This is a genomic window from Streptomyces sp. SCPE 10 (assembly GCF_051980735.1).
Lineage (GTDB): Bacteria > Actinomycetota > Actinomycetes > Streptomycetales > Streptomycetaceae > Streptomyces > Streptomyces misionensis.
In genome coordinates this window covers 2,431,183-2,456,124 of the sequence record NZ_CP197069.1, presented here as the reverse complement: position 1 = coordinate 2,456,124, position 24,942 = coordinate 2,431,183, and the positions used below count along the sequence as shown (strand labels likewise).

27 protein-coding genes and 1 other RNA gene are annotated in these 24,942 nt (G+C 73.6%); 13 read left to right on the top strand and 15 right to left on the bottom strand.

The features are described from left to right. Positions 1-55: 55 nt before the first annotated feature. The 3 genes from ACSP97_RS11575 to ACSP97_RS11565 all read right to left on the bottom strand — a co-directional run bounded on the left by ACSP97_RS11575 (position 56) and on the right by ACSP97_RS11565 (position 2,440). Complete coding sequence (locus ACSP97_RS11575; protein ID WP_355144257.1) at positions 56-847, bottom strand: hypothetical protein; 792 nt, start codon at positions 845-847, stop codon at positions 56-58. Positions 848-929: 82 nt separating this feature from the next. Then, the gene (locus ACSP97_RS11570) at positions 930-1,838 is read right to left on the bottom strand and encodes an N-acetylmuramoyl-L-alanine amidase (RefSeq protein WP_440557390.1); all 909 of its coding nucleotides are present in this window, start codon (positions 1,836-1,838) and stop codon (positions 930-932) included. Positions 1,839-2,269: 431 nt separating this feature from the next. Next, a complete protein-coding gene (locus ACSP97_RS11565; protein WP_440557388.1) occupies positions 2,270-2,440 on the bottom strand; it encodes a hypothetical protein in 171 nt (56 codons plus the stop codon). Positions 2,441-2,622: 182 nt separating this feature from the next. Here ACSP97_RS11565 and ACSP97_RS11560 point away from each other — a divergent pair, with 182 nt between their 5' ends. The 6 genes from ACSP97_RS11560 to ACSP97_RS11535 all read left to right on the top strand — a co-directional run bounded on the left by ACSP97_RS11560 (position 2,623) and on the right by ACSP97_RS11535 (position 6,998). After that, positions 2,623-3,354 (top strand): DUF6879 family protein, encoded by a 732-nt coding sequence (locus ACSP97_RS11560; protein WP_358675287.1) that lies wholly within the window; start codon positions 2,623-2,625, stop codon positions 3,352-3,354. Positions 3,355-3,364: 10 nt separating this feature from the next. Then, positions 3,365-4,204 carry a helix-turn-helix domain-containing protein gene (locus ACSP97_RS11555; protein WP_355144249.1) on the top strand — a complete coding sequence of 280 codons (840 nt, stop codon included), beginning with the start codon at positions 3,365-3,367 and terminating at the stop codon, positions 4,202-4,204. A gap of 285 nt (positions 4,205-4,489) precedes the next feature. Further along, on the top strand, positions 4,490-4,747 hold the full coding sequence (locus ACSP97_RS11550; RefSeq protein ID WP_440557385.1) for a hypothetical protein: 258 nt from the start codon (positions 4,490-4,492) through the stop codon (positions 4,745-4,747). A gap of 11 nt (positions 4,748-4,758) precedes the next feature. Then, positions 4,759-5,091, top strand: a complete 333-nt coding sequence (locus tag ACSP97_RS11545) for a hypothetical protein (RefSeq protein WP_440557383.1) — start codon at positions 4,759-4,761, stop codon at positions 5,089-5,091. A 420-nt stretch (positions 5,092-5,511) separates the two neighbouring features. Next, positions 5,512-5,964, top strand: a complete 453-nt coding sequence (locus tag ACSP97_RS11540; protein WP_440557381.1) for an NUDIX domain-containing protein — start codon at positions 5,512-5,514, stop codon at positions 5,962-5,964. A 20-nt stretch (positions 5,965-5,984) separates the two neighbouring features. Next, positions 5,985-6,998, top strand: a complete 1,014-nt coding sequence (locus tag ACSP97_RS11535) for a hypothetical protein (protein ID WP_440557379.1) — start codon at positions 5,985-5,987, stop codon at positions 6,996-6,998. Between the two features lie 58 nt (positions 6,999-7,056). Here the strand turns inward: ACSP97_RS11535 and ACSP97_RS11530 are convergent, their stop codons facing one another. The 3 genes from ACSP97_RS11530 to ACSP97_RS11520 all read right to left on the bottom strand — a co-directional run bounded on the left by ACSP97_RS11530 (position 7,057) and on the right by ACSP97_RS11520 (position 9,817). Next, positions 7,057-7,275 (bottom strand): hypothetical protein, encoded by a 219-nt coding sequence (locus ACSP97_RS11530; RefSeq protein WP_355323716.1) that lies wholly within the window; start codon positions 7,273-7,275, stop codon positions 7,057-7,059. 47 nt (positions 7,276-7,322) lie between these two features. After that, positions 7,323-7,973 carry a class I SAM-dependent methyltransferase gene (locus ACSP97_RS11525; protein ID WP_440557377.1) on the bottom strand — a complete coding sequence of 217 codons (651 nt, stop codon included), beginning with the start codon at positions 7,971-7,973 and terminating at the stop codon, positions 7,323-7,325. Positions 7,974-8,071: 98 nt separating this feature from the next. Beyond that, positions 8,072-9,817, bottom strand: coding sequence for an MFS transporter (locus ACSP97_RS11520; RefSeq protein WP_355323714.1), 1,746 nt, complete (start codon positions 9,815-9,817; stop codon positions 8,072-8,074). 222 nt (positions 9,818-10,039) lie between these two features. Between ACSP97_RS11520 and ACSP97_RS11515 the strand changes: the two genes are divergently transcribed. Then, positions 10,040-11,470 (top strand): MFS transporter, encoded by a 1,431-nt coding sequence (locus ACSP97_RS11515; RefSeq protein WP_355144233.1) that lies wholly within the window; start codon positions 10,040-10,042, stop codon positions 11,468-11,470. A 7-nt stretch (positions 11,471-11,477) separates the two neighbouring features. Here the strand turns inward: ACSP97_RS11515 and ACSP97_RS11510 are convergent, their stop codons facing one another. From ACSP97_RS11510 to ACSP97_RS11490, 5 genes are read right to left on the bottom strand one after another with little or no spacing between them, the layout of a single operon-like run. Further along, complete coding sequence (locus ACSP97_RS11510; protein WP_440557376.1) at positions 11,478-12,095, bottom strand: response regulator; 618 nt, start codon at positions 12,093-12,095, stop codon at positions 11,478-11,480. Between the two features lie 43 nt (positions 12,096-12,138). Next, the gene (locus ACSP97_RS11505) at positions 12,139-12,540 is read right to left on the bottom strand and encodes a GNAT family N-acetyltransferase (RefSeq protein ID WP_355144229.1); all 402 of its coding nucleotides are present in this window, start codon (positions 12,538-12,540) and stop codon (positions 12,139-12,141) included. Between the two features lie 25 nt (positions 12,541-12,565). Next, positions 12,566-13,792 carry a sensor histidine kinase gene (locus ACSP97_RS11500; RefSeq protein WP_440557375.1) on the bottom strand — a complete coding sequence of 409 codons (1,227 nt, stop codon included), beginning with the start codon at positions 13,790-13,792 and terminating at the stop codon, positions 12,566-12,568. A gap of 13 nt (positions 13,793-13,805) precedes the next feature. Next, a complete protein-coding gene (locus ACSP97_RS11495) occupies positions 13,806-14,522 on the bottom strand; it encodes an ABC transporter permease (RefSeq protein ID WP_355144225.1) in 717 nt (238 codons plus the stop codon). After that, entirely contained in the window at positions 14,522-15,484 is a 963-nt protein-coding gene (locus ACSP97_RS11490) for an ABC transporter ATP-binding protein (RefSeq protein WP_440557372.1), read from the bottom strand. The genes ACSP97_RS11495 and ACSP97_RS11490 overlap by 1 nt, the downstream gene beginning before the upstream one ends. Positions 15,485-15,624: 140 nt before the next feature. On the opposite strand from ACSP97_RS11490, the gene ACSP97_RS11485 reads away from it, so the two are divergent. Then, positions 15,625-16,485: a MaoC/PaaZ C-terminal domain-containing protein gene (locus tag ACSP97_RS11485; protein WP_440557370.1), complete on the top strand. Its 861-nt coding sequence runs from the start codon at positions 15,625-15,627 to the stop codon at positions 16,483-16,485. Positions 16,486-16,576: 91 nt separating this feature from the next. Here ACSP97_RS11485 and ACSP97_RS11480 read toward each other — a convergent pair whose 3' ends face one another. Both ACSP97_RS11480 and ACSP97_RS11475 read right to left on the bottom strand, forming a co-directional pair. Next, positions 16,577-16,735: a hypothetical protein gene (locus ACSP97_RS11480; RefSeq protein WP_355144219.1), complete on the bottom strand. Its 159-nt coding sequence runs from the start codon at positions 16,733-16,735 to the stop codon at positions 16,577-16,579. Positions 16,736-16,831: 96 nt separating this feature from the next. Then, a complete protein-coding gene (locus ACSP97_RS11475; RefSeq protein ID WP_440557368.1) occupies positions 16,832-18,106 on the bottom strand; it encodes a hypothetical protein in 1,275 nt (424 codons plus the stop codon). Between the two features lie 186 nt (positions 18,107-18,292). On the opposite strand from ACSP97_RS11475, the gene ACSP97_RS11470 reads away from it, so the two are divergent. From ACSP97_RS11470 to ACSP97_RS11460, 3 genes are read left to right on the top strand one after another with little or no spacing between them, the layout of a single operon-like run. Continuing rightward, positions 18,293-19,132, top strand: a complete 840-nt coding sequence (locus ACSP97_RS11470) for a Nif3-like dinuclear metal center hexameric protein (protein ID WP_355528451.1) — start codon at positions 18,293-18,295, stop codon at positions 19,130-19,132. Positions 19,133-19,145: 13 nt separating this feature from the next. Next, on the top strand, positions 19,146-19,889 hold the full coding sequence (locus ACSP97_RS11465) for a zinc ribbon domain-containing protein (RefSeq protein WP_355145070.1): 744 nt from the start codon (positions 19,146-19,148) through the stop codon (positions 19,887-19,889). A gap of 11 nt (positions 19,890-19,900) precedes the next feature. Beyond that, complete coding sequence (locus ACSP97_RS11460) at positions 19,901-21,172, top strand: bifunctional RNase H/acid phosphatase (protein WP_440557367.1); 1,272 nt, start codon at positions 19,901-19,903, stop codon at positions 21,170-21,172. Here the strand turns inward: ACSP97_RS11460 and eda are convergent. Continuing rightward, a complete protein-coding gene (gene eda, locus ACSP97_RS11455; protein WP_355144211.1) occupies positions 21,147-21,779 on the bottom strand; it encodes a bifunctional 4-hydroxy-2-oxoglutarate aldolase/2-dehydro-3-deoxy-phosphogluconate aldolase in 633 nt (210 codons plus the stop codon). The genes ACSP97_RS11460 and eda overlap by 26 nt on opposite strands. Positions 21,780-21,884: 105 nt before the next feature. Then, a complete protein-coding gene (gene yaaA / locus ACSP97_RS11450; protein ID WP_358271576.1) occupies positions 21,885-22,667 on the bottom strand; it encodes a peroxide stress protein YaaA in 783 nt (260 codons plus the stop codon). A 201-nt stretch (positions 22,668-22,868) separates the two neighbouring features. On the opposite strand from yaaA, the gene ACSP97_RS11445 reads away from it, so the two are divergent. Further along, positions 22,869-24,299, top strand: coding sequence for an RNB domain-containing ribonuclease (locus ACSP97_RS11445; protein ID WP_440557365.1), 1,431 nt, complete (start codon positions 22,869-22,871; stop codon positions 24,297-24,299). Positions 24,300-24,470: 171 nt separating this feature from the next. Beyond that, an RNA gene (rnpB, locus tag ACSP97_RS11440) (RNase P RNA component class A) lies at positions 24,471-24,872 on the top strand. Positions 24,873-24,942 lie beyond the last annotated feature (70 nt).

Below are 24,942 nucleotides of genomic sequence, written 5' to 3'. Positions count from 1 at the left end.
GACAACGGCCCCCCGCCCGGAAGGGCGAGGGGCCGTACGCCCGGGAGCTTCGGGCTCAGCCGCGCTGGATGCCCGAGGTGTCCTGGAGCACGCCGCGGCGGCCGTCCTGGGTCTGCGCGACCAGCGCGGCGCCGCGCTGTTCGACCGCCAAGTACCAGGTGCCCGGCGCCAGTTCGGCGATGGGCGTGGGCGAGCCGTCCTCCGCGAACAGCGGCCGGGTCACCGGCACCGCGAACCAGAACGGCGAGAAGTCCGCCGGTGCGGGCTGCGGCGCGGCGGCCTGCCCGGCGGCCGGCTGCGGCTGCCCGTACGGCTGCCCCTGCTGCTGCGGCTGGGCACCGTACGGCTGCTGCTGGACGCCCGGGTACCCGTAACCCGCGGGCGGCTGCGCGCCGTACGGCTGCGGGGCGACCGGCTTGGGGGCCGGGATCAGCGCGCCCTGCAGGGGCGGGAGCAGGGGGGTGGCGATGGCGGCGGCGGCGAGGACCAGGGCCGCGATGAAGCCGAGCACCAGGCCGGCGCCCGCGTCGATGTGGTCCGGCACGTCCACCAGCGTCCAGAACAGGGTCCACGCGGCGAGAACCGTGAACCCCGTGCCCACCATGCCGAGATCGAGGCCCAGCACCTTGCGCTGCTGCGGCATGCAGCGGTTGAGGACGATCAGCGCGGCACCGATGACGGCCCCCATGTACGTGCCGAGGCCCGTCCCCAGGTTGTCCCACACGCTCTGGCTTTCCGAGAAGCCGGAGGCCGAGTAGGAGTAGAGGTTGAGGAACGACGCGATGAACAGCAACACCGCTGCTCCGATCACCACGCCGTCGCCTCTAGTGAGGGAGCGGATGTTCACTTCAGGTCCTTCGTGAGTCGTCTCGTCGTCGCTAGACACTACCGTCCGCGAGATCCGGCTGTCCGGCTGGTCACGGCCCTGGTCAGGACCCGCGCAGGAAACTCACGATTCCCTCGGAGATCCCCTGCGCGGCCTTCTGTCGCCAGCTGCCGCTGGTCAGCAGTGCCGCGTCCTTGGTATCGCGCATGTTGCCGCACTCGATGAACACCTTGGGAACCGTTGACAGATTGAGACCGCCGAGATCGGTGCGGGTGTCCAGCGCGGTGCCGTGGCCGATGTAGTTGGACGGCGGCTCGCCGGTCGCCCGCAGGAAGCTCCCCGCGACCCGCTTGCCGAGGTCGCGGGAGGGCTCCACGATCGGCCGGGTGTCGGCGGCGCCCGCGTGCACCGCCCCCGGCAGGATCACGTGGAAGCCCCGGTCGCCGGCCGGCGCCCCGTCGGCGTGGATCGAGATCGCCGCGTCCGCGTGCGCCTTGTTGCCGATCGCGGCCCGCTCGGTCACGCACGGCCCCCAGTCCGGGCCCTTGTCGTCATGGGTCAGCCGCACGGTGGCGCCCTGCCGCTCCAGCAGCGCCCGCAGCCGGTGCGCCACGTCGAGGGTGAACGACGCCTCCGCGTAACCGCCGTCGGTGGCGGTCCCGGTGGTGTCGCACTCCTTCAGGTTGCTGCCGATGTCCACCTTGCGGTTGATCTCGGCCGGGTGCCGGAAGTTGTCCGGGTTGTGCCCCGGGTCGATGACGACGACCTTGCCCGCGAGCGGTGCGGCGGCCTTGCCGTCGGCGCCGGACGACGCGGACGCGGACGCGTGGTCGGAGGGGGAGGGCGAGGAGGGGGCGGCGGTGTCGGTGTGGCCGCCACCGCCGCCCGCCGTCTCGTACGCCAGCCAGCCGGCCAGCGCGCCGGCCACCAGCGCGGCGAGCGTCACGACGAGCGGTCCGCGCCGGGGGCGGCGCTGCTGCGGGGGTTCGAGCTCCGGGCCTGTGTATGACACGTCAGCCACCCTAACGGCCGTCCAGGGGGTCCACGACGGCCCTACGGGCGGCCCTGTCGAGCGGTTCCCGGCACCCGTCCGTCCGCATGGTCTGTGAGAGATATGTGAGACGAATCGCTCTGGTGAAGCTCAGTGGCCCGAGGGGGTGAACCGCTTTGGTCGGCCGCCCTTTCGGGCCCGTCGCTCCGTGAGTTCACGCTCGGCCTTTTCGAGGTCTGCACGATCCTCGTCTGTCCCGTGTTCGCGGATCCGGTCCTTCATGTGGTCGAGGAGATCGTTGGCCCGATCCGTGTCGAGCCGTTCGCAGACGCGCCCGTAGGCCTGCCAGAGCGGATCCGGGACCCGGATAGGCCGGGGCGTCGTGTGCCGCCTCGCCCCCTCGCTGGGCTGCTGTGTGCCGTAGACGGTCTGTGGCACCCTGACAGCGGGGTCTACTTCTCGCGATGCCAGGGGCGCTCGCCCGGCTCCGAGCTGCCCTTGCCGGTCTGCTGCCGGCGCGCGGCCGTCGTCACCATGACCCCCAGGAGCACCGCCCCGAACACCCAGAGCAGCACCGGCCAGTCCTTGGCCACGCTCACAAACAGCGGCACTAGTGCCGTCACGAACACTCCGGCGTCCACAGCGCCGTTGCTCCCCTAGCTCATCAGCCCCCCAGCGTTGAGTGCGCACACCGTACTGCCGTACCTGTCGGCATGCACAGCAGTACGGCCCGCCTGCGCACTGTTCCTCCAAGGCCTTCCCGGACTACCGTGCGCGCCACCTGACCCCAGAAAGGGAAGACGCCATGACCCGCAAGCTGTGGAAGGTCGGCACCAACAGCGGTAACAACGGCTGCCCCACCCTGTACACGACGCCGTCCGGCGACTACGTCGTCCAGGGCGACCGCGTCACCGACCCGGACGAACTCGACCAGCTCCACAACCTGACCGACGACGAGGGCGCGGTCGTCGTCCCGCGCGAGTTGCTCGCCAACTTCGGCCCGCGCGAGGCTGCCCACGTGCCTCAGATGATCAGCTTCGAAGAGTTCGACGGTATGTTCACCACCCTGCGCCACTCCGCATGGCGGCTGGAGACGCGCCGCCGTTACGCCTGGGACGAGCAGCAGGACACCTACCGCGAGTTCCTCACCGCCGGCCGTGTCGACTGGGACCTCAAAGACGCGTGGTGCCGCGAGCGGCGCGAGCAGGTAGCCCTCGGGAAGCGGTTCGAACGGGTGCGGATCCTGGACGAGCCGCCCACCGAGGGCCAGCGCTACCTGCTCGACAACGCCCGCCGCAACACGACCGCTGGCGAAGCCATCCGCGTGCTGACCCGCAGCAAGGCCGACGAACTCCAGCTCCCCGGGGAAGACTTCTGGATCTTCGACGCGCGCGTTGTCGCCCTACTGCACTTCAACGACGCTGACGACATGACCGGTGTCGAACTGATCACCAACCCGGTCGAGGTACTCCGCTACGCCCAGGCCCGCGAAGCTGCCTGGCACCACGCCATGCCGTACGACCAGTTCCGCGGGTAACTTCCCCAACGTGACCACGGACTTTCAGCAGGCCCGCGAGGCGCTCGGCCGCCGGCTCCGCGAGCTGCGCGGCCAGTGCACGCAGCGCGAACTGGCCGCCCTGCTGGGCTGGCCGCAGGCCAAGGTGTCCAAGCTGGAGACCGGCCGGCAGACGGCCACCCCCGAGGACGTCACCGCCTGGTCCAACGCCAGCGGCCATCCCTCCACCGCCGAGGAGCTCGTCGCTCGCCTGCAAGGGCTGGAGACCCACACCCGATCGTGGCGCCGCCAGCTGCGTGCCGGGCACCGGCCCGTGCAGGATGTCCTGACCATCGAGTACGAGCGCTCTATCCACCTGCGGGCGTGGGAAGGGGCCATGGTCGTCGGGATGCTCCAGACTCCGGAGTACGCCCGTCACGTCTTCTCCCGCTACGCCGAACTCCACCAGGCGCCCCGGGACATCGAGGACGCCGTCCGCGCCCGTGTCGCCCGCCAGACACTGCTGTACGAGCCCGGCCGGGTGTTCCACATCCTGCTGTGGGAAGCGGCCCTGTACGCCGCTGTGGCGCCCCGCGACGTCCTCGCCGGGCAGATGGACCGGCTCGCCTCCGTCATCGGCCTGGACACCGTGCAACTGGGCATCGTGCCGTTCGGCGCGCACCTCACCATCCCACCAGCCAATGGATTCTGGCTGTACGACGACCGCCTGACCATCGTTGAGGACTGGCACGCCGAGTTGTGGCTGAACGACGCCGAGACCATCGCCCTGTACCGTCGCGTATGGGACACGCTCGCCGCGTCGGCCGTGTACGGCACGCACGCCCGGCGCCTGCTCGCCCGTGCCCGCGCGCAGGCCGCCGACCTCGCCTGAGCATCACAGCGAATCCGCCGTAGCCGCAGGCGAATATTCGCGAATCACACCGGACCCTGATTCTCAGCGCTCCCTAACGTGCTGGTCATGCCTTCACACCCTTCCCTCGACCTGGCCCGTGGGGACAAGCGTGGCTGCTGTCCTGCGCCCCTGATCCAGCCGCAGTGCAGCGCGCGTGGGACGTAGGGCAGTCGGCTGCGATCCCCACCGGTCCGTACTGGCGGGTGGCCGAGGCGCCCCTGCCACGCTCCCTCGAAGCGTTCCGCCGGATGGAGGCCGCCCCCCATGGCCGTCCTCGCGGACACCAGCCGCGCGATGGCCTGGTGGCTGCTTCCTCCCGGCCTCGCCGACGAGCTGGACGATGTCGCCGGCCTCACCGTGCATCCGGCCGGATGGGAGCTGGAGTGCCCGCCCGTCATCCGCTTTCTGGGCGGTAGGTGGTGGGCGGAAGCACCCGACGGCACGGGCCAACTCACCGACCCGACACTCCTCGCCGCGGCCTTCGGGCCCGGCGGCTACCGCCGTGAAGCGAAGACCTCATGAAGAGTGACACCGTGAGCAGCCCACCGAGCGCCGCCGCGCTGCTCGCCCACCTGGAGCTCCCGGCGCCGTCCCAGCTGACGGCCCCGCAAGTACGGGGCGCTCACTGCGTCTGGTGCGACATGCGGCTCGAAGGCGCCACCGCATTGGACCTCGGCCAGCGGCGTGAGGAGATCGGCGGCGTCGTCAGCCGCTGGTTCCCGCGCGGGTGCCGCCGGTGCGCCGAGCGAGAGGTGCCGAAGGCGCTGGTGGAGCACGGCCAGACGTGCGAGCAGTGCGTGGACGACCGCACCCAATGCCCCACGGGCCTCAGCCTGGTCCGCGCGGTAAGGGCGGCCCGCCGATGATGTGCGCCCGCTGCGACAAGCAAATCGAGGTGAGCCGCTCCCGGTCATCATCGAGACCGGCACCAGCGTGAGCGGCACCATCTACATCTGCCCTACGCCATGCCGACCCGCCCGACAGCAGACGTACCCCGAGAAGTAACCCCTGAGCCGCGGCCTCGCCGACCCCCTGGAGGGGAGGCCGCACGGTCCCGCCGCCGACACCCCCGTCCCGCCGCCGACACCCCCGTCCCGACGGCGGGACCGCCCAACCAGCGCACCACCATTAGCTCCGCTGCCGATCCAGCCAGACCACATGGCAGCGGCTACGGCCGCCCATCCGCGCCCCGCAGCTGGGCAGCCCCCACCCCGCCCACGCAGGTAGTTGGTCATGACGGGAGAAAGCCGCCAATATGGCGGATCTCCTACCGGAAAGGTCCACCGATGAAGCGACTGATCCTTCCCGTATGGCGTGCGATCCGGGGCCCGCTCCAGTGGCGCGTCCTCTGGTTCGCTCACGCCAAGTTCATGGTCGGAGTGACCGGAGTCGTGTGCGACGACGCCGGCCGGGTTCTCCTGCTCCGCCACCGCATGTGGCCGCCCGAAAAGCCCTGGGGCCTTCCCACCGGCTACGCCGACAAGGGCGAGGAGTTCCCCAAGACCATCGTGCGGGAGGTGAAGGAGGAGACCGGCCTCGATGTGAAGGTCGGCCGCCTGGTGCACCTCAAAAGCGGCTACAAGCTGCGCATCGAGGTCGCCTACGAAGCGCTCGTCGTCGGTGGCTCCCTCGACCTCGACAACTTCGAGATTCTGGAGGCCCGATGGTTCACGCCCACGGAGCTGCCGGAGGGGATGCAGGACTCCCACCGGCAGCTCATCAACGGCTCGACGGCCTGAACCTGCTCGCTCCCAACGAGGTGCTCGTCGGCGACCGGCCGGCGGTCGCCAACGCGCTCGCCGCGTGGCGCACCGACCCCTCACCGCTGACCCATAGCAGTGAACACACCGCTCACACCTTCCGCAGCCTGGCCGAACGGCTGGATGCATGGGAGGAGGCAGACATCGACACCGCGCCCGTGCACGGCGGACTTCGGCGCGCTCGCATCCGCTACGCCGAGGTCGGCCTCGACCAGCTGCTGCCGCTGGACCGGGTACTCGTCGGCGCGGAGTCGGCGCGGCCCGGCGCCTGGGGAGGCTTCCACCACCCCAACCAGGGATACCGGCACATGCAGATGGCCGCCGTCATCACCATGTACGGGCCGATGCACCGGGCGGCCCCCGCGGACCCTGGTCTGGCCATGCTCGACCTGGTCCGGGCCTACGCGCACGACTCTCTGCACTACGGGTCCGCGCGCCGGTACGTCCTCCTCGACGGACAGGTGGCGCGGACGCAGTACGGCATCAACTGGCGCCGCCCGGACGGCCGCTCGTACTCGGCGGCCGACCCGCACGACGCCCATCACACCCGGAACCTGGGGGTCGTCATGGAAGGAGCCTGCGACCGGGAGGCCAGACGCATCACCCGGTACGTGGCCAGCCGGTACGGAATTACCAGCCCCGAATCTCCGAGCGATCCGGGATGGTGGGCCTACCGGGACGTGACCGGGCAGCTCGGCGCCGCGGAGGTCCCGAGAGACCTGGACACCCAGATCGGTGGAGAGGCCGGCGCCTACGTTGCCTCGCTCTGCCGGTACGAGAAAAGCGTGAACCACCGATACGAACGCTGGCTCGGCGAGTTCGGTGTGGGCGAGCCGGAGGAGCTGCACGACCTGGTCGTGGCTGCGATTGTCAGCGGCGACACGGTCAGGTTGTGCCGGTGGCTCGATGACCGGCACGGTCCGGGGGCGTTTGCTGGCATGTTCCAGGCCGGTGGCTACCTCGGCGCGCCGCCTCAGGTGATGGTGTCTGGCGTCTCGCATCGCCGTAGGTGACGCCCGGCCACGTAAGGCCCCTGTGGCGGGAGAGAACCGCCCAGGGGCCTTACAGGGGTCACCGGCCGCGGGGCGGCGCGAAGGTGGCTTCGATCGAGCCCCTGGTCTTGACCGCCTTGCGTAGTTCGCTGACCAGGAACTCCGTGTACCGGCCGCTGTCGCCCGCCCGGATTTCCAAGATGATCCGCTGAGGCTCCGAACTGGGCGGCGCGACCACCGGAGCGGTGGACGCGCGGCGCGGTGCGTTGAGCATGGACGCCCACGGGGTCTGCACCATCCGCTGCGAGTCCGGGTTCGACCACACCCGCGACTCTAACCGGGGCCTCAGACCCCCGTCCCCGTGCGTCGCAGCACCCGCAGCGAGCCGCTCACCGCCACCTCGGTGAACGCGCCGGAGCCGAGCGCCCGCAGGTACACCCGGTAGGGCGCCTGCCCGGTGAACTCGTCCGCGGGCTCGGGGAACACGTCGTGGATGGCCAGCAGGCCCCCCTCGGCCACGTGCGGCGCCCATCCCTCGTAGTCGGCGCCCGCGTGCTCGTCGGTGTGGCCGCCGTCGATGAACACGAACCCCAGCGGGGTGCCCCACACGCTCGCGACCTGCGGCGACCGCCCCACCAGGGCGATCACGTGGTCCTCCAGGCCCGCCTTGAACAGCGTCCGCCGGAAGGCGGGCAGCGTGTCCATCAGACCGACCTCGGGATCCACGGTCTCGGGGTCGTGGTACTCCCACCCCGGCTGCTGCTCCTCGCTGCCCCGGTGGTGGTCCACGGTCAGCGCGGTCACCCCCGCCGACCGGGCCGCGTCCGCGAGCAGCACGGTGGACCGCCCGCAGTACGTCCCCACCTCCAGCAACGGCAGTCCCAGCGCGCCGGCCTCGACCGCCGCCGCGTACAGGGCCAGCCCCTCGTCCACGGGCATGAACCCCTTGGCCGCCTCGAACGCGGCGAGGATCTCGGGCTTGGGGACGGTGGCCATGGGGACGCCTTCCAGTTCAGGGACACGGCAGCATGCGGGCCCCCATGCTGCCGCACCCGTTCGCGCCGGGGCGCACGGGGGCGCCCCCACCCGGCGCGCTACACGCTCACCGCCTCGCCCGGCAGGGCGAGGTCCACCTCGACGGTCCGCTCCTCGCCGGAGTGCGTGGCGGCGGAGGCCAGCGGCCCGTATCCGGCCGCCCGCGCGGCGAGGACGTACGCCCCCTGCCCGGGTACGGCCAGCTCGTAGGCGCCGTCGTCGGCGGAGACCGCCGATCCCGCCTGCCGGCCGCGCCGGTCGATGAGCGTCACCTTGGCCCGGGCCACGGGGACCCCGGCCGGGTCCAGCACCCGCCCCCGGAAGCCCCGCAGCACGTCCTCGGCCCGCTCCAGCACGGCGTCCTCCTCGCTGCTGGCGCGCAGCTGCACGTGCTGCTGCGGCGCGCGGCCGGTCCTCGGCAGGCACAGCGCCATCACCAGGCCGACCGCCACCGCGCCGGTGGCGATGAGGAAGGACACCCGGAACCCGTGCATCGTGGGGATCGCGAGGCCCCCGACCGTGTGCGCCGTGTTGGCCAACACCATGCCGATGACGGCGCTGGACACGGAGGTGCCGATGGACCGCATCAGCGTGTTGAGGCCGTTGGCCGCGCCGGTCTCCGACGCCGGGACCGCGCCGACGATCAGGGCGGGCAGCGAGGAGTAGGCGAGACCGATGCCCGCGCCGAGGATCACGGAGGTGAGGATCGTCTCCCAGGGCGCCTCCATCAGGCCGAGCCCGCCGCCGTAGCCGACGGCGATGATCAGCAGGCCGATGATGAGGGTGGTCCGGGGCCCGTAGCGGGCGGAGAGGCGGGCGTAGACCGGCGCGGTGAACATCATCGTCAGGCCCAGCGGGGCCACGCACAGACCGGCGACGACCATGGACTGGCCGAGGCCGTACCCGGTGGCCTTCGGCAGCTGGAGCAGCTGGGGCAGGACCAGCGAGACGACGTAGAACGCGACACCGACCATGATCGACGCCAGGTTGGTGAAGAGCACGGCGGGCCGGGCGGTGGTGCGCAGATCGACCAGCGGTGCTCCGGCGCGCAGCTCGTACAGGCCCCACAGGACGAGCACGACGACCGCGGCGAGGAACAGGCCGAGGGTGGTGCCGGAGGCCCAGCCCCAGTCGCTGCCCTTGGTGATGGGCAGCAGGAACAGCACCAGACCGGCGGAGAGGCCGAGCGCGCCGGGCAGGTCGAAGGAGCCCCGCGCGCGCATCGGGGACTCGGGGACGACGAGGAGGGTCAGGGCGATGGCGAGCACGCCGAGGCCGGCGGCGCCGTAGAACAGCGCGTGCCAGTCGGTGTGCTGGGCGACCAGGGCGGCGGCGGGCAGGGCGAGGCCGCCGCCCACGCCTATGGAGGAGCTCATCAGGGCCATGGCGGAGCCGAGCCGTTCGCGCGGCAGCATGTCCCGCATCAGGCCGATGCCGAGGGGGATCGCGCCCATCGCGAAGCCCTGGAGGGTGCGGCCCACGATCATGGTGAGCAGCTGGCTGGTGAAGGCGCTGACCAGGGCGCCGATCACCATCACGGCGAGGCTGGCGATCAGCATGCGCCGCTTGCCGTACAGGTCGCCGAGCCGGCCCATGATCGGGGTGGCGACGGCGCCGGACAGCAGGGTCGAGGTGAGCACCCAGGTGGCGTTGCTGGGTGCGGTGTGCAGCAGTTGCGGCAGGTCTTTGATGACCGGCACGAGCAGGGTCTGCATCACCGCGACCACGATGCCCGCGAAGGCGAGTACCGGGACGACGGCCCCGCTCGCCTTGCCTCGCGGTTCCTCGGTCGTCGTGTGGGTCATTGAGTGCGGCCTCCCGTAGACATAAGTGCCGGGTAAACCTCGTATGCGCACGCAACTATTCCGTTGCTTCGGGCTTCTAATGTTTATTTGACCATCCCATTGGTTTCTGACGCGGCGTCATGAAGGGTCCTGTGGTGGAGCACCTAGTCCGCGACGTAGTCCGCGCGGAGTAGGTCCCGTGGTCCGAAATGCCGATGCAAGGACCGCAAGCGGCCTGAGACCATGACAGCCATGCTGGAGACCGCCGACACCCCGCCCCTCATATCCCGCCGTACGACACCCCCCACCTGGCTGGTGGTGGCGCTGGCCTGCGCCGGACAGTTCCTGGTGGTGCTGGACGTCTCCGTGGTGAACGTCGCCCTGCCGTCGATGCGCGCGGACCTCGGCCTCAGCCCGTCCGGACTGCAATGGGTGGTCAACGCCTACGCGATCGCCTTCGCCGGTTTCATGCTGCTCGGCGGCCGGGCCGGCGACCTCTACGGCCGCAAGCGGATGTTCCTCGTCGGCCTCGGCCTGTTCACCCTCGCCTCGCTGGGCGGCGGCCTCGCCCAGGAGGGCTGGCAGCTGCTGCTCGCCCGCGCCGCGCAGGGCCTCGGCGCGGCGGTCCTCGCACCCTCCACGCTCACCCTGCTGACGGCCGCGGTGCCGGAGGGCCCCGCCCGGGCGCGGGCCATCGCGACCTGGGCCGCGGTGGGAGCGGGCGGCGGCGCCGCGGGCGGACTCGTCGGCGGGGTGCTGGTGGACGCGCTGTCCTGGCGCTGGGTGCTGCTGATCAACGTGCCGGTGGGCGCGGTGGTGCTGGCCGGCTCGGCGCGCTGGCTCACCGAGAGCCGGGCCGGGGACGGACGGCGCCTGGACCTGCCGGGCGCGCTGCTGGTCACGGCGGGCCTCGGCACGCTGGCGTACGGCATCTCGCGCACCCAGGAGACCGGCTGGACGTCCGCGGCCACCCTGGTGCCGCTGGCCGCCGGGGTGCTGCTGATCGCGCTGTTCCTGCTGACCGAGGCGCGCACCGCGGCCCCGCTGATGCCGCTCGGACTGCTGCGGCGGCGCGCGGTCGCGTCGGCCAACGCGGCGATGCTGGTGTCCGGTTCGGCGATGTTCTGCATGTGGTACTTCATGACGCTGTACGCGCAGAACGTCCTCGGCTACTCCCCGCTGGAAGCCGGCGCCGCGCTGGTGCCCAGCTCCCTCGCGGTGGTCCTCGGCTCCAAGCTGGCGCCGCGCCTGATGCGGACGGCGGGCCCGCGCGGCGTGGCGGTGCTGGGCACGCTGGTGGCGGTGGCCGGGTTCGGCTGGCAGTCGACGATGAGCGCGCACGAGGCCTACGTCACCGCGATCATGTGCCCCGGCATCCTGATGATGCTCGGCGGCGGCCTGGCGATGACCCCGCTGGCCGCGCTGGCCACCTCGGGCGCGGCGAGCGGCGAGGCGGGCGTCGTCTCCGGCCTGATCAACACCTCCCGCACCATGGGCGGTTCGCTGGGCCTCGCGGTGATGTCGACGGTCGCCGCGACCGGCACCGGCACCGGCACCGACCCGCAGTCCCTGACCGAGGGCTACGCCCTGGCCTTCCGCGCCTGTGCGGCCGTCCTGCTGGCCGGGGCGCTGCTGATGCTGCTGTGGCTGCCGCGCCGCCTGGGGCACAAGTGACGGCGGCTCACAGCCACCCCTGCTGCCGGGCCTCCCGCACCGCCTCCGCGCGGTTGCGGGTGCCGGTCTTGCCGATGGCGGACGACAGGTAGTTGCGGACCGTCGACTCGGACAGCCGCAGCCGGCCGGCGATGTCCGCGACGGTCGCCCCGTCCACGGACGCGGTCAGCACCTCGCGCTCCCGGGCCGTGAGCGGATTCGGCCCGGCGCTGAGCGCCGCCGCGGCCAGCGCCGGATCCACCACGCTCTCCCCGGCGAGCACCCGCCGGATCGCCGCCGCCAGCTCCTCCACCGGCCCGTCCTTGACCAGGAACCCCGCCGCTCCGGCCTCCATGGCCCGGCGCAGGTACCCCGGCCGCCCGAACGTCGTCAGGATCAGCACCCGGCACCACGGCGCCTTCTCCCGCAGCTCCTCCGCCGCGTCCAGCCCGCTCCCGCCCGGCAGCTCGATGTCGAGCAGCGCCACATCGGGCCGCCGGTCGAGCACCCCGGGGACGATCGCGTCCCCGGCGGCCACCTGGGCGACGACCTCGATGTCCTTCTCCATCCCGAGCAGCAGCGCGAGCGCGCCGCGCATCATCCCCTGGTCCTCGGCAAGCAGAACCCGGATGGGCACCTCGTCCATGCGCCCAGCGTACGGGGGCCCCGGTTCCGGCTCCCCGACGTGCTCACGTCGGGGAGCCCGGTGCGTGCCTCATGACGTGGTCCGGGGTCGTGACGAAGCCGAGGGGTTCGTAGAAGGGGACGACGTCGGGGGCGGCGATGAGCACGGTGGTGCGGATCCCCCGGGCCGTGGCCCGGGCCACCAGGGCGTCGACCATGCGGCGGCCCAGTCCCGCGCCCTGGTGGTCCGGGTGGACGGCGACGTCGACGACGACTCCGTACACGGCCCCGTCGCCGATCAGCCGCGCCATGCCCACGGCGCGGCCCCCGTGCCGGGCGACGACCGCGAAGCCGGTGGCGTCGAGGGCCCGCCGGCAGACCGCCTCGTCGGGGGACGCCCAGCCCACCGCCGTGCGCAGCGCGCGGTACTCCGCCACACTCGGCAGCGCCGCTTCCACCTGGTACATGGCCGCGCATGCTACCCGGTGCCGGTCAGCCCGTGACGGCCGTCGGCCGCAACTCCTCGGCGACGGCCGGGAGTTCCGCGGTCACGGTGAAGCCCCCGCGCGGGGACACGCCCGCCGTCAGGGTGCCGCCGGCCGCGGCGAGGCGTTCGGTCAGCCCCTTCAGGCCGGTTCCGGTGCCGGGCGCGGAGGGCTTGGCGGGGCCGTCGTCCGCGACGGTGAGGCGGACGCGTTCGGCGCCGCCGCTCACCGTGATCTCGCAGCGGCTCGCGGCGCTGTGGCGGACGACGTTGGTGACCGCCTCCCGCACCACCCAGCCCAGCAGCGCCTCGGTCCCCGGGGCGAGCGGCGTGCCGGACCGGCGCACCACCGGTTCCACCCCGGCCGCGGACAACGCCGAGCGCGCCCGGTCCAGTTCCGTCGCCAGACCGCCCTCGCGGTAGCCGGTCACCGCCTCGCGGATCTCGGTCAGCGCCTGCCGGCCCACCGACTCGATGTCCGTGATCTGGCCCAGCGCCGCGGCCAGGTCACGGGGGGCCAGCCGGCGGGCCGCCTCCGACTTCACCACGATCACCGACAGCGTGTGGCCCAGCAGATCGTGCAGGTCGCGGGAGAAACGCAGCCGCTCCTCCGCCACCGCGCGCCGCGCCAGTTCCTCCCGGGCGGCCCGCAACTCCCGTACCGCCTCGGACAGTCCGAGGATCGCCGCGGTCACCATGGCGGAGATGAACGTGGCGTACCCGATGGTCGACGCGTCGTCCCAGCCGCCCCGGACGTAGGCGACCGCCCCCGCGTACACCGCGAGCAGCACCCCCGCACGGCCCAGCAGGGGGCCGCGCAGCGCGGCGCCCGCGGCCAGGCCGAGCAGCGGGAAGAACGACAGCCAGGCACCGCCGTACCCGAGCGCGAGCCCCGTGGTGAGCAGGGCCATCAGCAGCAGGGCCAGCCGGGTGCGCCGCGCCTCGCGGCGGGCGCGGTCGAAGGAACGGAACGTCACATAGATGTAGAGGGAGTTGAAGACGAGCAGGCCGAGGCCGCCGACCAGGGGGTTCGGCGTGCTGCCCTGGAGGAGGTTGGAGAGGGCTCCCAGACCCACCAGCAGCCAGGGCAGCAGGGTGAAGCCCGTCGCCGGCGGGCCCGCGTGCCGGGCGTCCGCCTCCGCGCAGTCCTTCCGGGCCGCCCGGCGCGCGGCCCACGCGGACACGCGCCCCTCCCGCGGCCGTCGCCGCTCCGCCGCTTCCCGCCACCACGCCATCCCTCGCCCCCGATCAGATCGTGCCCGCCGTACGGCGGTAGGACAGCACGGCGTACGCGCCGAACAGCAGCAGCCAGGCCGACAGCACGACGATGGCAGCGGCCCCCGGGGCGTGGCCCCGCGCGACCGCGTCGCCCAGCTCCGCGAACCGGTTGGTGGGGGTGTACGCCGACACCGCGCGCAGCCAGCCGGGGAACAGCGCGACCGGGAACCACAGACCGCCCAGCACCGCGAGCCCCAGGTTGCACACCATGTTGGCCACCCCGGTCGCGGGCCCGGTCAGCCGGTAGCCGTTGCCGAGGCCCAGCAGCGTGAACGGGACCGAGCCCGCCCACAGCAGCAGCGCGATCACCGCCCACTGCCACAGCGCCAGCCGCACCCCGTTGACCAGACCGCCCGCCGCGAGGACGGCCACGATCGCGGGCAGCACCGTCACCACACCGGTCAGCGCGCGCCCGCACACCACCTCGCGCGGGGTCATCGGCGTCACCCGCAGCTGGCGCAGCCAGCCCACCGCGCGGTCCTCGGCGACCGCGCCGCCGGTGTTCAGCGCGGAGCCGACGGCGCCGTACGCCGCCATGCCGACCATCGCGGCGGTGCGCCAGGCCCCGTCGGCGCCGCCGATGTTGGTGAACAGCAGGTACATCATGACCGGCATCCCGATGCCGCCGATGACGAAGCCGAGGTCGCGCAGGGTGCGGCGGATCTCCAGACGGACGTAGGCGAGCATCACGAGGCCTTCGCGGTGGGGGAGTGGTCGAGGGGTGCGGGCGCGCGGCGGCCGGCCGGGCCGTCGTCGCCGGGCGGCGAGGTGAGCGCCAGGAAGGCGTCGTCCAGCGACGCGGGCGCCACCTCCAGCCCCCGTATCGCCCCCAGTTCCGCCAGCGCGACCACCGTCGCGTCGGAGTCGTCGGTGCGCAGCCGGGCCCGGTCGCCGTGCACCTCCAGGGAGCGGACGCCGGGCAGCAGGGCGAGCCCGTCCGGGTCGCGGCCCGCGAGGGACACCGTGACCAGGCTGCCGCCCGCCGCGCGCCGCAGCTCCTCGCCCGTGCCGTCGGCGACGATCCGGCCCCGGTCCATGACCACGATCCGGTCGGCGAAGTCGTCCGCCTCCTCCAGGTAGTGGGTGGAGAAGACGACGGTGTGGCCGCGCCGGGCGTAACCGCGCATCGCCTCCCAGAACACGTGCCGCGCCTCCACGTCCAGCGCCGCCGTCGGCTCGTCCAGCACCAGCAGCGACGGATCGCCGGCCAGCGCCACCGCGAACCGCACCCGCTGCACCTGCCCGCCCGACAGCCGGTCCACCCGGCGCCCGGCCAGCGCGGCGATCCCGGCCAGCTCCAGCGCCCGGCGCACCGGCATCGGCGCCGGATAGCGGGAGGCCACGAAGCCGACCAGCTCGCCCACGGTGACCCGGGGCACCGGCCGGGCGTCCTGGAGCATCGCGCCCACCCGCCCGGCCCGCACCGCCCGCTCCGGCTCGGTGCCGAACAGCTCCACCCGGCCGGCGTCCGGCGGGTACAGCCCCAGCAGCAGGCCGATCGTGGTCGACTTGCCGGCCCCGTTGCGGCCCAGCAGGGCCACGGTCTCGCCGCGCCCGATCCGCAGATCCACCCCGTCCACGGCGCGCACGGACCCGTAGGTACGGACCGCCCCCGTGAAGGACACGGCGGTGTCCTCGTTCTCCGTCATGGCTATGACAGTACGAGCAGGACCCGGCCGCCCGGCAGATGCGCATGTACGGACCCGGGCAGTACAAATGTCACGGCCCGGCGCGACCGACGCACCGTGCGGAAGGCCGCGCAGCGGTCCCGACACCCCTCAGGAGCCCCATGCCCATCGACGCAGCCAAGGCCCTCGCCGCCGAACCCCGCTCCGAACCGATCACCTGGACCGCCAAGGACGTGCAGCTCTACCACCTGGGCATCGGCGCCGGCACCCCCGCCACCGACCCGGGCGAGCTGCGCTACACGCTGGAGTCCCGGCTGCACGTGCTGCCGAGCTTCGCCACCGTGGCGGGCGCCGGCGCGCCCGGGGTGATCGCCGGGCTGTCCATGCCGGGCGTCGACGTCGATCTGGCCAAGGTCCTGCACGGCGGGCAGACCCTGCGCCTGCACCGGCCCATCCCGGTGACCGGCGCCGCCACCGCCACCTCCCGCATCGCCGCCGTGTACGACAAGGGCGAGGCCGCCGTCCTCGTCCTGCGCACCGACGTGGCCGACGAACAGGGGGCGCTGTGGACGAACGACGCCCGGATCTTCGTGCGGGGGGAGGGCGGCTGGGGCGGCGAGCGGGGCCCCTCGGCCCGCACCCGGGAGCCGGCCGGCCCGCCGGACCGGGTGGTCGAGCGACCCGTCCGCCCGGACCAGGCCCTGCTCTACCGCCTGTCCGGCGACGACAACCCGCTGCACGCCGACCCCGAGTTCGCCGAGCGCGCCGGGTTCGACCGGCCCATCCTGCACGGGCTGTGCACCTACGGCATGACCCTCAAGGCCGTGGTCGACACCCTGCTCGACGGCGACGTGGACCGGGTGCGGTCGTACGGCGCCCGGTTCGCCGGCGTGGTCTACCCCGGCGAGATGCTGCGCATCCGCATGTGGCGCGAGGAGGCGGGCCGGGTCCGGGTCGCCGTGGGCGCCGCGGAGCGGGACGACGCGCCCGTGCTCGCCGACACCGTCGTGGAGCACTCCTGACACCCGGCCGATGCCCGTCCTCACGTCGGGCCGACCGAACGGAAAGAGGGGGCACCGGCCGGTGCCCCCTCTTTCCTGTCCGCTGTCCGGCTCAGGCGGCCGCCTCGGCGGTCTCCGCGGCGGGCCTGCGGTGCCGGCCGTGGGGAGCCGTGTCGCTCTCCTTGGCCGCGACCTCACCGCGATGCCGGCCGTGGCCGGCGTTCTCCGCAGAGTCGGCAGACAGCTGCTGTGTCGTGCTGGTGTCGCTCATCGGACGTATTCACCCCGTCAACATCATCTTTCGTACAGCCGGGCGAGTTTAACCGGCCCACCGCAGGGCGAATCCAGGCGTACACGCCAACCGGCACTAGTTCGTTACAAGACGTTCCAGAGGCGCCTGCTGCAACGGCACCGGACGCCGCGAAGCCGGCTCCCCGGGGGCCGCCACCGGCTCCGAAGAGCCCGGTTCCGCCGCCCGCCCGGACACCGCGCCGGGCGTCCGGGCGAGGGCGCCGTCCGGAGCCGGGCCCTCCGGCCCGGGGTCCCCCGCCTGCCCCGCTTCCACCGCTTCCCCCGGCCGCTCGGCCGCCGCGCCCGCCGGCCGTTTCGCCCGCGGCTCGCGCTCGGGCATCCGCAGCTCCGCCACCCCGCACGGCGTCTCCCGGGTGGCGTACGGCAGCCGCAGCACCCCGTCCGCGGTCCACAGCCCGGCCCCGGTCAACCAGCCCTTGGGGGCGGGCAGGTGCCGCACCCGGCGCTCGGCCGGCCGCCACAGCCCCACCCAGGTGCCCACCGGGCCGTCGATGCGCAGCGCCACCGCGCAGCCCTCCGGCTCCAGCACCTGTCCCGGCTGGATCGCGAACGGCACCGCCGTACACTCCGGCAACCGCAGCGACGTGGGAAAGCGCACCGGCAGGGTGGAGCCGAGGACGCCCCAGCCCAATCGTTCCCGCCCCGGCGAGGGGGCGTCCGAGGAGATCAGCAGCAGCCCGCTGTCGAGGTCGGCCAGCAGCAGCCGGTCGTCGCTGTCCGGCGCGATCTGGAGCAGCGGCGAGACCTCGCCCCGCTCCAGGTCCACGACGACCGTCTTGGTGCGGCCCTCCAGCTCCCGGTCCAGCGCCAGCAGCCGCCCGGCGCGGTCCAGCCAGACCCCGCCCGAGCAGCGCCCCGGCACCTCCGCGAGCCGCGCCGGACCGAACGACCCGCCCGCCACCTGCCACACCGTGCTGGAGCGCGCGCCGACCGAGACGGCGTACGCCCGCGCCCCGCCCGGCACCGGGGGCAGCAGGGTGAGCCGGGTGCCGGGCGCCGCGCACTCCATTGCGCCCAGCGGCAGTTCCCCGGTGCCGGGACCGGTCGGGTACAGCAGCGCGAAGAGGTGCCGCCGCGCCGCCCGCCGGTGGATCAGGACCCGGCCGTCGCCCAGCGGCTGCAACTCGGTGCCGGGCTCCTCCGGCTGGTTCCCGGGCAGCGGCACCGCGTACGGCTCCGGGCCGTCCAGCGTCCAGCGCTCCGGGAACCAGGAGTCACCGCTGCGCGCGAGCCGGGCGGCGTACGCCCCGTCCGCCGTGAGCACGCAACCGCGACCCGGCGAGCGGTCGTCCTCGCCGACGGACCGGGATTCGATGGCACAGACCGTCATTCTTCGGTCACCTCCGGCGACGAAGCTAGTTTTCCGCGCACGGCCGTGCGGGGGGCCGCCCGCCGCTTCACACATACGGGTGGCGCAAAAGCGATTCCTCTGAGGAAGCGGCGGCGACTGTGCTGCGCCGGGCCGGGAGCGGCGGATGCGGTTCAGCCCCGCCGAACAGCCAGGTAGCCTTTTCCCGTGCCCCGTCTGTCTGAAGTCATCGCCGCGCTGGAGAACCTGTGGCCCGCCGAGCGGGCCGAGTCCTGGGACGCGGTCGGCACGGTCGTGGGCGACCCCGACCAGGAGGTCACCCGGGTCCTGTTCGCCGTCGACCCCGTGCGGGAGATCGTCGACGAGGCGGTGCGGCTCGGCGCCGACCTGCTCGTCACCCACCACCCGCTCTATCTGCGGGGCACGACCACGGTCGCGGCCTCGCACTTCAAGGGCCGGGTCGTCCACACGCTGATCAAGAACGACATCGCGCTGCACGTCGCCCACACCAACGCCGACAGCGCCGACCCGGGCGTCTCCGACGCCCTCGCGGGCGCGCTCGACCTGCGGGTCGTGCGCCCCCTGGTCCCGGACCCCACCGATCCGAACGGCCGTCGGGGCCTCGGCCGGGTGTGCGCCCTCGACCACCCGCTCACCCTGCGGGAGCTGGCCGCGCGCGCCGCGAAGCGGCTGCCCGCCACCGCGCAGGGCATCCGGGTGGCCGGCGACCCCGAGGCCGTCATCCGCACCGTCGCCGTCAGCGGCGGCTCGGGCGACAGCCTCTTCGACCAGGTCAGGGCGGCCGGGGTGGACGCCTTCCTCACCGCCGACCTGCGCCACCACCCGGCCTCCGAGGCCGTCGCGCACGGTCCGCTCGCGCTGCTCGACGCCGCGCACTGGGCCACCGAGTGGCCCTGGTGCGAACTGGCCGCGAGCCAGCTCGACGAGATCTCCGACCGCCACGGCTGGGACCTCCGCGTCCACGTCTCCAAGACGGTCACCGACCCCTGGACCGCCCACGCGGCGTCCTCCGTCACCACTAGCTAATGGGAGCCCCCAACTGAACGCCGCGCCCGCCGACCAGATCCGACTCCTCGACGTCCAGGCCCTGGACGTCCGCCTGCAGCAGCTCGCGCACAAGCGGAGGTCCCTGCCCGAGCACGCCGAGATCGAGACGCTGACCAAGGACCTCACCCAGCTGCGCGACCTGCTCGTGGCCGCGCAGACCGAGGAGAGCGACACCGCCCGCGAGCAGACCAAGGCCGAGCAGGACGTCGACCAGGTGCGTCAGCGCGCCACCCGCGACCAGCAGCGCCTCGACTCCGGCGCCGTCACCTCGCCCAAGGACCTCGCCAACCTCCAGCACGAGATCGCCTCGCTCGCCAAGCGGCAGGGCGACCTGGAGGACGTGGTCCTGGAGGTCATGGAGCGCCGCGAGTCCGCGCAGGAGCGGGTGAACGAGCTGACCGAGCGGGTCGCCTCCGTCCAGTCGAAGATCGACGACGCGAGCGGGCGCCGGGACGCCGCGTTCGAGGAGATCGACCGCGAGGCCGCGGCGGTGACCAAGGAGCGCGAGGTCGTGGCGGCCTCCGTCCCCGCGGACCTGCTCAAGCTGTACGACAAGCTGCGCGAGCAGCAGGGCGGCATCGGCGCGGCGAAGCTGTACGCGCGCACCTGCCAGGGCTGCCGCCAGGAGCTGGCCATCACCGAGCTGAACGAGGTCCGCGCGGCCGCGCCCGACACGGTGCTGCGCTGCGAGAACTGCCGCCGGATCCTGGTGCGCACGGCCGAGTCGGGCCTGTAGGGGCGCACGGCGTGCGGGAGTTCATCGTCGAGGCGGACGGCGGGTCACGGGGCAACCCGGGGCCCGCGGGCTACGGCGCGGTGGTCCGCGACGCGGCGACGGGCCGGACGCTGCTGGAGACGGCCGAGTACCTCGGCATCGCCACCAACAACGTCGCCGAGTACCGGGGCCTGCTGGCCGGCCTGCGCGCCGCCCACTCCCTGGACCCCACCGCGCGGGTCCACGTGCGGATGGACTCCAAGCTGGTCATCGAGCAGATGTCGGGCCGCTGGAAGATCAAGCACCCGGCGATGAAGCCACTGGCAACGCAGGCCCGCGCGGTGTTCCCGGCGGACCGGGTCACCTACGAGTGGATCCCCCGCGCCGAGAACAAGCACGCCGACCGCCTGGCCAACGAGGCGATGGACGCGGGGGCGCGCGGCGAGCAGTGGTCCGCGACGACATCGACGGCGGAGCTGGAGGTGGCTGACGTGGAGGCACGCGCGGGGGAGCCGGAGGCGGCTGACGTGGGTGCGGGTGCGGGTGCGGGTGCGGGCACGGGCGGGGTCGAGGTGTCGGGGGCGGTGGGTCCGGTGGGTCCGGTGGGTCCGGCCGGGACCGAAGCGCAGGCCCGTACCCCCGGTGCCGCCGCCCGTGGCTGGAGCGCCGCCCCCGACCTCGGCGCCCCCGCCACCCTCGTCCTGCTCCGGCACGGCGAGACCCCCCTCACCCCGCAGAAGCGCTTCTCCGGCAGCGGTGGCACCAACCCGCCCCTCTCGGACATCGGCCGGGAGCAGGCCCACCGGGCGGCCGAGGCGCTGGCCGCGCGCGGCACCATCGAGACCGTCCTCGCCTCCCCCCTCGCCCGCACCCGGCAGACCGCCGAGATCGTCGCCGCCCGGCTGCACCTGGACGTCCACATCGAGGACGGCCTGCGGGAAACGGACTTCGGCGCCTGGGAGGGCCTGACCTTCGGCGAGGTCCGCGACCGCTACCCGGACGACCTGAACACCTGGCTCGCCGACCCGGAAGCGCGCCCCACCGGCGGCGGCGAGAGCTTCGCCGAGACCGCCGCCCGTATCGAGGCCACCCGCGACCGGCTGGTCACCGCGCACGCGGGCCGCACCGTGCTGCTGGTCACCCACGTCACCCCGATCAAGACCTTCGTCCGTCTCGCCCTCGGCGCCCCGCCCCAGTCCCTGTTCCGCATGGAACTGTCGGCGGCCTCCCTGTCCGCGGTGGCGTACTACGCGGACGGCAACGCCAGCGTCCGCCTCTTCAACGACACGTCCCACCTGCGCTGAGCCCGGCCGCGCCGCGCGCCAGCGCCTCGATCCGGGCCCAGTCCCGCTCGGCCACCGCATCCGCCGGCACCATCCAACTCCCGCCCACACAGCCGACGTTGGGCAGCGCCAGATACTCCGGCGCGGTCGCGGGGCCGATCCCGCCGGTCGGGCAGAACCGGGCCTGCGGCAACGGCCCCGCCAGCGACCTCAGATACTCCGTGCCGCCCGCCGCCCGCGCCGGGAAGAACTTCATGTCCCGCACCCCGCGCTCCAGCAGCGCGACCACCTCCGAGGCGGTCGACACCCCGGGCAGGAACGGCACCCCGGATGCCCGCATGGCGTCCAGCAGCGACGGCGTCCACCCCGGACTCACCAGGAACCGCGCCCCGGCGGCGACACAGGCGTCCACCTGCTCCGCCGTGATCACCGTGCCCGCGCCGACCACCGCCTGCGGCACCTCGTCGGCGATCGCCCGGATCGCGTCCAGCGCGCCCGGGGTGCGCAGCGTCACCTCGATCGCGGGCAGCCCCCCGGCCACCAGGGCCCGGGCCAGCGGTACGGCGACGGAGGCGTCCGGCAGCACCACCACGGGCACGACCGGCGAGAGGTCCAGCACGGAGATCATGCCCCTCATCGTGCCGAGCCGCTGCACCACCCGCAATCACCGTTGCGCATAGTGCAACGACCCGTAGGGGACGTCTCCTACTGGACGTCCCCTACCGGACGCCTCCTAGTGGACCTCCTCCACCAGCACGTCCAGCGCCCACGCCTTCCCGGCGCGCTCCGGCGCCTGCGCCTCCACGGCGTACCCCAGCTCCCGCAGCGCTTCCACCAGCTCCGCGGGGTCCGCCGGCGTCACCCCGGACGACAGCAGCGCCCGTACGATCCGCCCCTTCGTCGCCTTGTTGAAGTGGCTGACCACCTTCCGCGTCGGCGCGTGCAGCACCCGTACCGTCGCCGTCCGCTCCGCGACCTCGCCCTTCGGCTTCCAGGCCGCCGCGTACGCCGCCGAGCGCAGGTCCAGCACCAGTCCGTCCCCGGCCGCCTCCGGCAGCACCTCGGCCATCGGCGCCCGCCAGTGCCCGGCCAGCGCCCCGAGCCCGGGCAGCCTGATCCCCATCGAGCAGCGGTAGGAGGGGATCCGGTCGGTCACCCGCACCGCGCCCCACAGCCCGGAGAACACCAGCAGCGAGCGCGCCGCCCGCCGCTTCGCCGCCGCGTCCAGGGAGGCCAGGCCGAGGGCGTCGTACAGGACACCGGTGTAGATCTCCCCGGCGGGACGGGCGCCGGCCGTGCGCAGCGCCGCGTTCTTGGCGACCTCGCCGCGCAGCCCCTCGCTGAGCCCCAGCACCTCGCGCGCCTTCTCCTCGTCGCCCGCGCACAACGCGACCAGCTCCCCGAGCACGGCCTCCCGCGCGGCGGTCAGCCCCGGCAGGGACAGCGACTCCAACCGCAACGGGGCGCCCTTGCCCGAGTCGGCCTTACCTTCCGAGGGCGGCAGCAGGACCAGCAACACGTACTCCTTCTCTTGCGCTCGCGGCCAGCGTACGGGCTCCCCGGCGGGGGCGGCCGGGGGCGGCTGGGCCGGCGGGGCGGCCGGGGACGGGGGTGCCCCGGCTCCGCGCTTTGTACGGACGCGGGCAGCGCCCGTCCGGGGACGCTCCCCGCCCCCGTACGGGGTGCTGCCCGCCTCCCCTCGCCCTAGGCTCGACACATGCCCCCGCGCAAGATCCGCGTGACCGGCGCCCCCGAGGCACCCCTGAGGGCCGCGCTCGCCGCCCTGCGCGCCGGCCTGGGCATCCCCGAGGACTTCCCGCCGGTGGCCAGGGCCGAGGCCGAGCGGGCCGCGAAGGCCCCGCCCCCGCCGTCGTACGACGCCACGGACGTCCCGTTCTTCACCCTCGACCCGCCCGGCTCCCCGGACCTCGACCAGGCCGCCCACCTGTCCCGGCAGGGCACCGGCTACCGGGTGCGGTACGCCATCGCCGACGTCGCCCACTTCGTCGCACCCGGCGGTGCCCTGGACGCGGAGGCGCACCGGCGGGTGAACACCCTGTACCTCCCCGACGAGCGGGTGCCGCTGCACCCCGTCGTGCTCAGCGAGGACGCGGCCAGCCTGCTGCCCGGCCGGATTCGGCCCGCCGTGCTGTGGACGCTCGACCTGGACGAGCTGGGCCGGACGATCGCCGTCGACGTGCGCCGCGCCCTGGTCCGCAGCCGCGCCCGGCTCGACTACGCGGGCGTGCAGCGCGCGATCGACGCGGGCACCGCCGAGGAGCCGGTCGCCCTGCTCGCGGAGATCGGCCGGGCCCGGGAGCGGCAGGAGGCCGAGCGCGGCGGCATCTCCCTGGCCGTGCCCGAGCAGCAGATCACCGAACGGGACCACACCTACGCGCTGTCGTACCGCGCGCCGCTGCCCGCCGAGGGCTGGAACGCCCAGCTCTCGCTGCTCACCGGCATGGCCGCCGCCGATCTGATGCTCGCCCTGGGCACCGGCATCCTGCGCACCCTGCCCGCCGCCCCGGACGGCGCGGTCGCCCGGCTGCGCCGTACCGCGCGGGCCCTCGGCATCGACTGGCCGCACCATGTGCCGTACGCGGCCGTGATCAGCGCCCTCGACCCGCGCGAACCGCACCACGCGGCCTTCCTCCAGGAGTGCACCACCCTGCTGCGCGGCGCCGGCTACACGGTCTTCCGCGACGGCGCCCTGCCCGCGATCACCACGCACGCCGCCGTCGCCGCCCCCTACACCCACTGCACCGCCCCCCTGCGGCGCCTCGCCGACCGCTACGCCCTGGAACTCTGCCTGAGCGCGGTGTCCGACCGGCCCCCGCCCGACTGGGTCCTCGCCGCGCTCGACGCCCTGCCGCACCGGATGGCCGACGGCGCGCAGCGCGCGGGCGCGGTGGAGCACGAGGCCATCGACATCGTGGCGGCGGCCCTCCTGAAGAACCGGGTCGGCGAGGTCTTCGACGCCTGCGTGGTCGACGTGGACGAGCACCGGGAGATCGGCACCGTCCAACTGGCCTGCCCGGCGGTCATCGGCCGTATCCAGGGTCCCGACCTGCCCCTGGGCGAACCCCTGCGGGTCCGCCTGGCCCAGGCCGCCCCCGGCAGGGCGAAGCCCCTGTTCAGGCCCGCGTGAGGGCCTGGACGAGCGCGCCGGGGCCGTCGGCGTACAGCCGCACCACGCGCACTACCGCACCACGCGCACTTCCTTGCGACGGCCGAGCCGTTGACCGCCCGGCCCGCGGGACGCGGTGGCCGCCGGTCCGTGCCCCCACGCGGGGACCGGTACCATGGTCGGCACGGCAGACGAGCCGGGCGGGCGGCCGCGTGGAGTCCCTCAGGGGGCTTCCCGAGGAACGTCCGGGCTCCACAGGGCAGGGTGGTGGCTAACGGCCACCCGGGGTGACCCGCGGGACAGTGCCACAGAAAGCAGACCGCCGGGGACCTCGGTCCTCGGTAAGGGTGAAACGGTGGTGTAAGAGACCACCAGTGCCCAGGGTGACCTGGGCAGCTAGGTAAACCCCACCCGGAGCAAGGTCAAAAGGAAACACCCCGGTGTTTCTGCGCGGACGATCGAGGGCTGCCCGCCCGAGTCCGCGGGTAGACCGCACGAGGCCGGTGGCAACACCGGCCCTAGATGGATGGCCGTCGCCCCGGGCCCCGCGAGGGACCCGGGGAACAGAACCCGGCGTACAGCCCGACTCGTCTGCCGCCTAGGTCACTGACCTGCAAGAACCTCGCTAGAGCCGTCCATCGAACGGGGGCTGGGGAGAATCTGG

Bases quoted from the DNA above. Each gene is read 5' to 3' on its own strand.
- ACSP97_RS11490 (WP_440557372.1), bottom strand. From the start codon at position 15,484: ATGACGGAGAACGAGGACACCGCCGTGTCCTTCACGGGGGCGGTCCGT.
- ACSP97_RS11540 (WP_440557381.1), top strand. From the start codon at position 5,512: ATGAAGCGACTGATCCTTCCCGTATGGCGTGCGATCCGGGGCCCGCTC.
- ACSP97_RS11525 (WP_440557377.1), bottom strand. From the start codon at position 7,973: ATGGCCACCGTCCCCAAGCCCGAGATCCTCGCCGCGTTCGAGGCGGCC.
- ACSP97_RS11520 (WP_355323714.1), bottom strand. From the start codon at position 9,817: ATGACCCACACGACGACCGAGGAACCGCGAGGCAAGGCGAGCGGGGCC.
- ACSP97_RS11480 (WP_355144219.1), bottom strand. From the start codon at position 16,735: ATGAGCGACACCAGCACGACACAGCAGCTGTCTGCCGACTCTGCGGAG.
- ACSP97_RS11505 (WP_355144229.1), bottom strand. From the start codon at position 12,540: ATGTACCAGGTGGAAGCGGCGCTGCCGAGTGTGGCGGAGTACCGCGCG.
- ACSP97_RS11510 (WP_440557376.1), bottom strand. From the start codon at position 12,095: ATGGACGAGGTGCCCATCCGGGTTCTGCTTGCCGAGGACCAGGGGATG.
- eda (WP_355144211.1), bottom strand. From the start codon at position 21,779: ATGATCTCCGTGCTGGACCTCTCGCCGGTCGTGCCCGTGGTGGTGCTG.
- ACSP97_RS11445 (WP_440557365.1), top strand. From the start codon at position 22,869: ATGCCCCCGCGCAAGATCCGCGTGACCGGCGCCCCCGAGGCACCCCTG.
- ACSP97_RS11485 (WP_440557370.1), top strand. From the start codon at position 15,625: ATGCCCATCGACGCAGCCAAGGCCCTCGCCGCCGAACCCCGCTCCGAA.
- ACSP97_RS11560 (WP_358675287.1), top strand. From the start codon at position 2,623: ATGACCCGCAAGCTGTGGAAGGTCGGCACCAACAGCGGTAACAACGGC.
- ACSP97_RS11530 (WP_355323716.1), bottom strand. From the start codon at position 7,275: ATGGTGCAGACCCCGTGGGCGTCCATGCTCAACGCACCGCGCCGCGCG.
- ACSP97_RS11500 (WP_440557375.1), bottom strand. From the start codon at position 13,792: ATGGCGTGGTGGCGGGAAGCGGCGGAGCGGCGACGGCCGCGGGAGGGG.
- ACSP97_RS11550 (WP_440557385.1), top strand. From the start codon at position 4,490: ATGGCCGTCCTCGCGGACACCAGCCGCGCGATGGCCTGGTGGCTGCTT.
- ACSP97_RS11495 (WP_355144225.1), bottom strand. From the start codon at position 14,522: ATGCTCGCCTACGTCCGTCTGGAGATCCGCCGCACCCTGCGCGACCTC.
- ACSP97_RS11475 (WP_440557368.1), bottom strand. From the start codon at position 18,106: ATGACGGTCTGTGCCATCGAATCCCGGTCCGTCGGCGAGGACGACCGC.
- ACSP97_RS11515 (WP_355144233.1), top strand. From the start codon at position 10,040: ATGACAGCCATGCTGGAGACCGCCGACACCCCGCCCCTCATATCCCGC.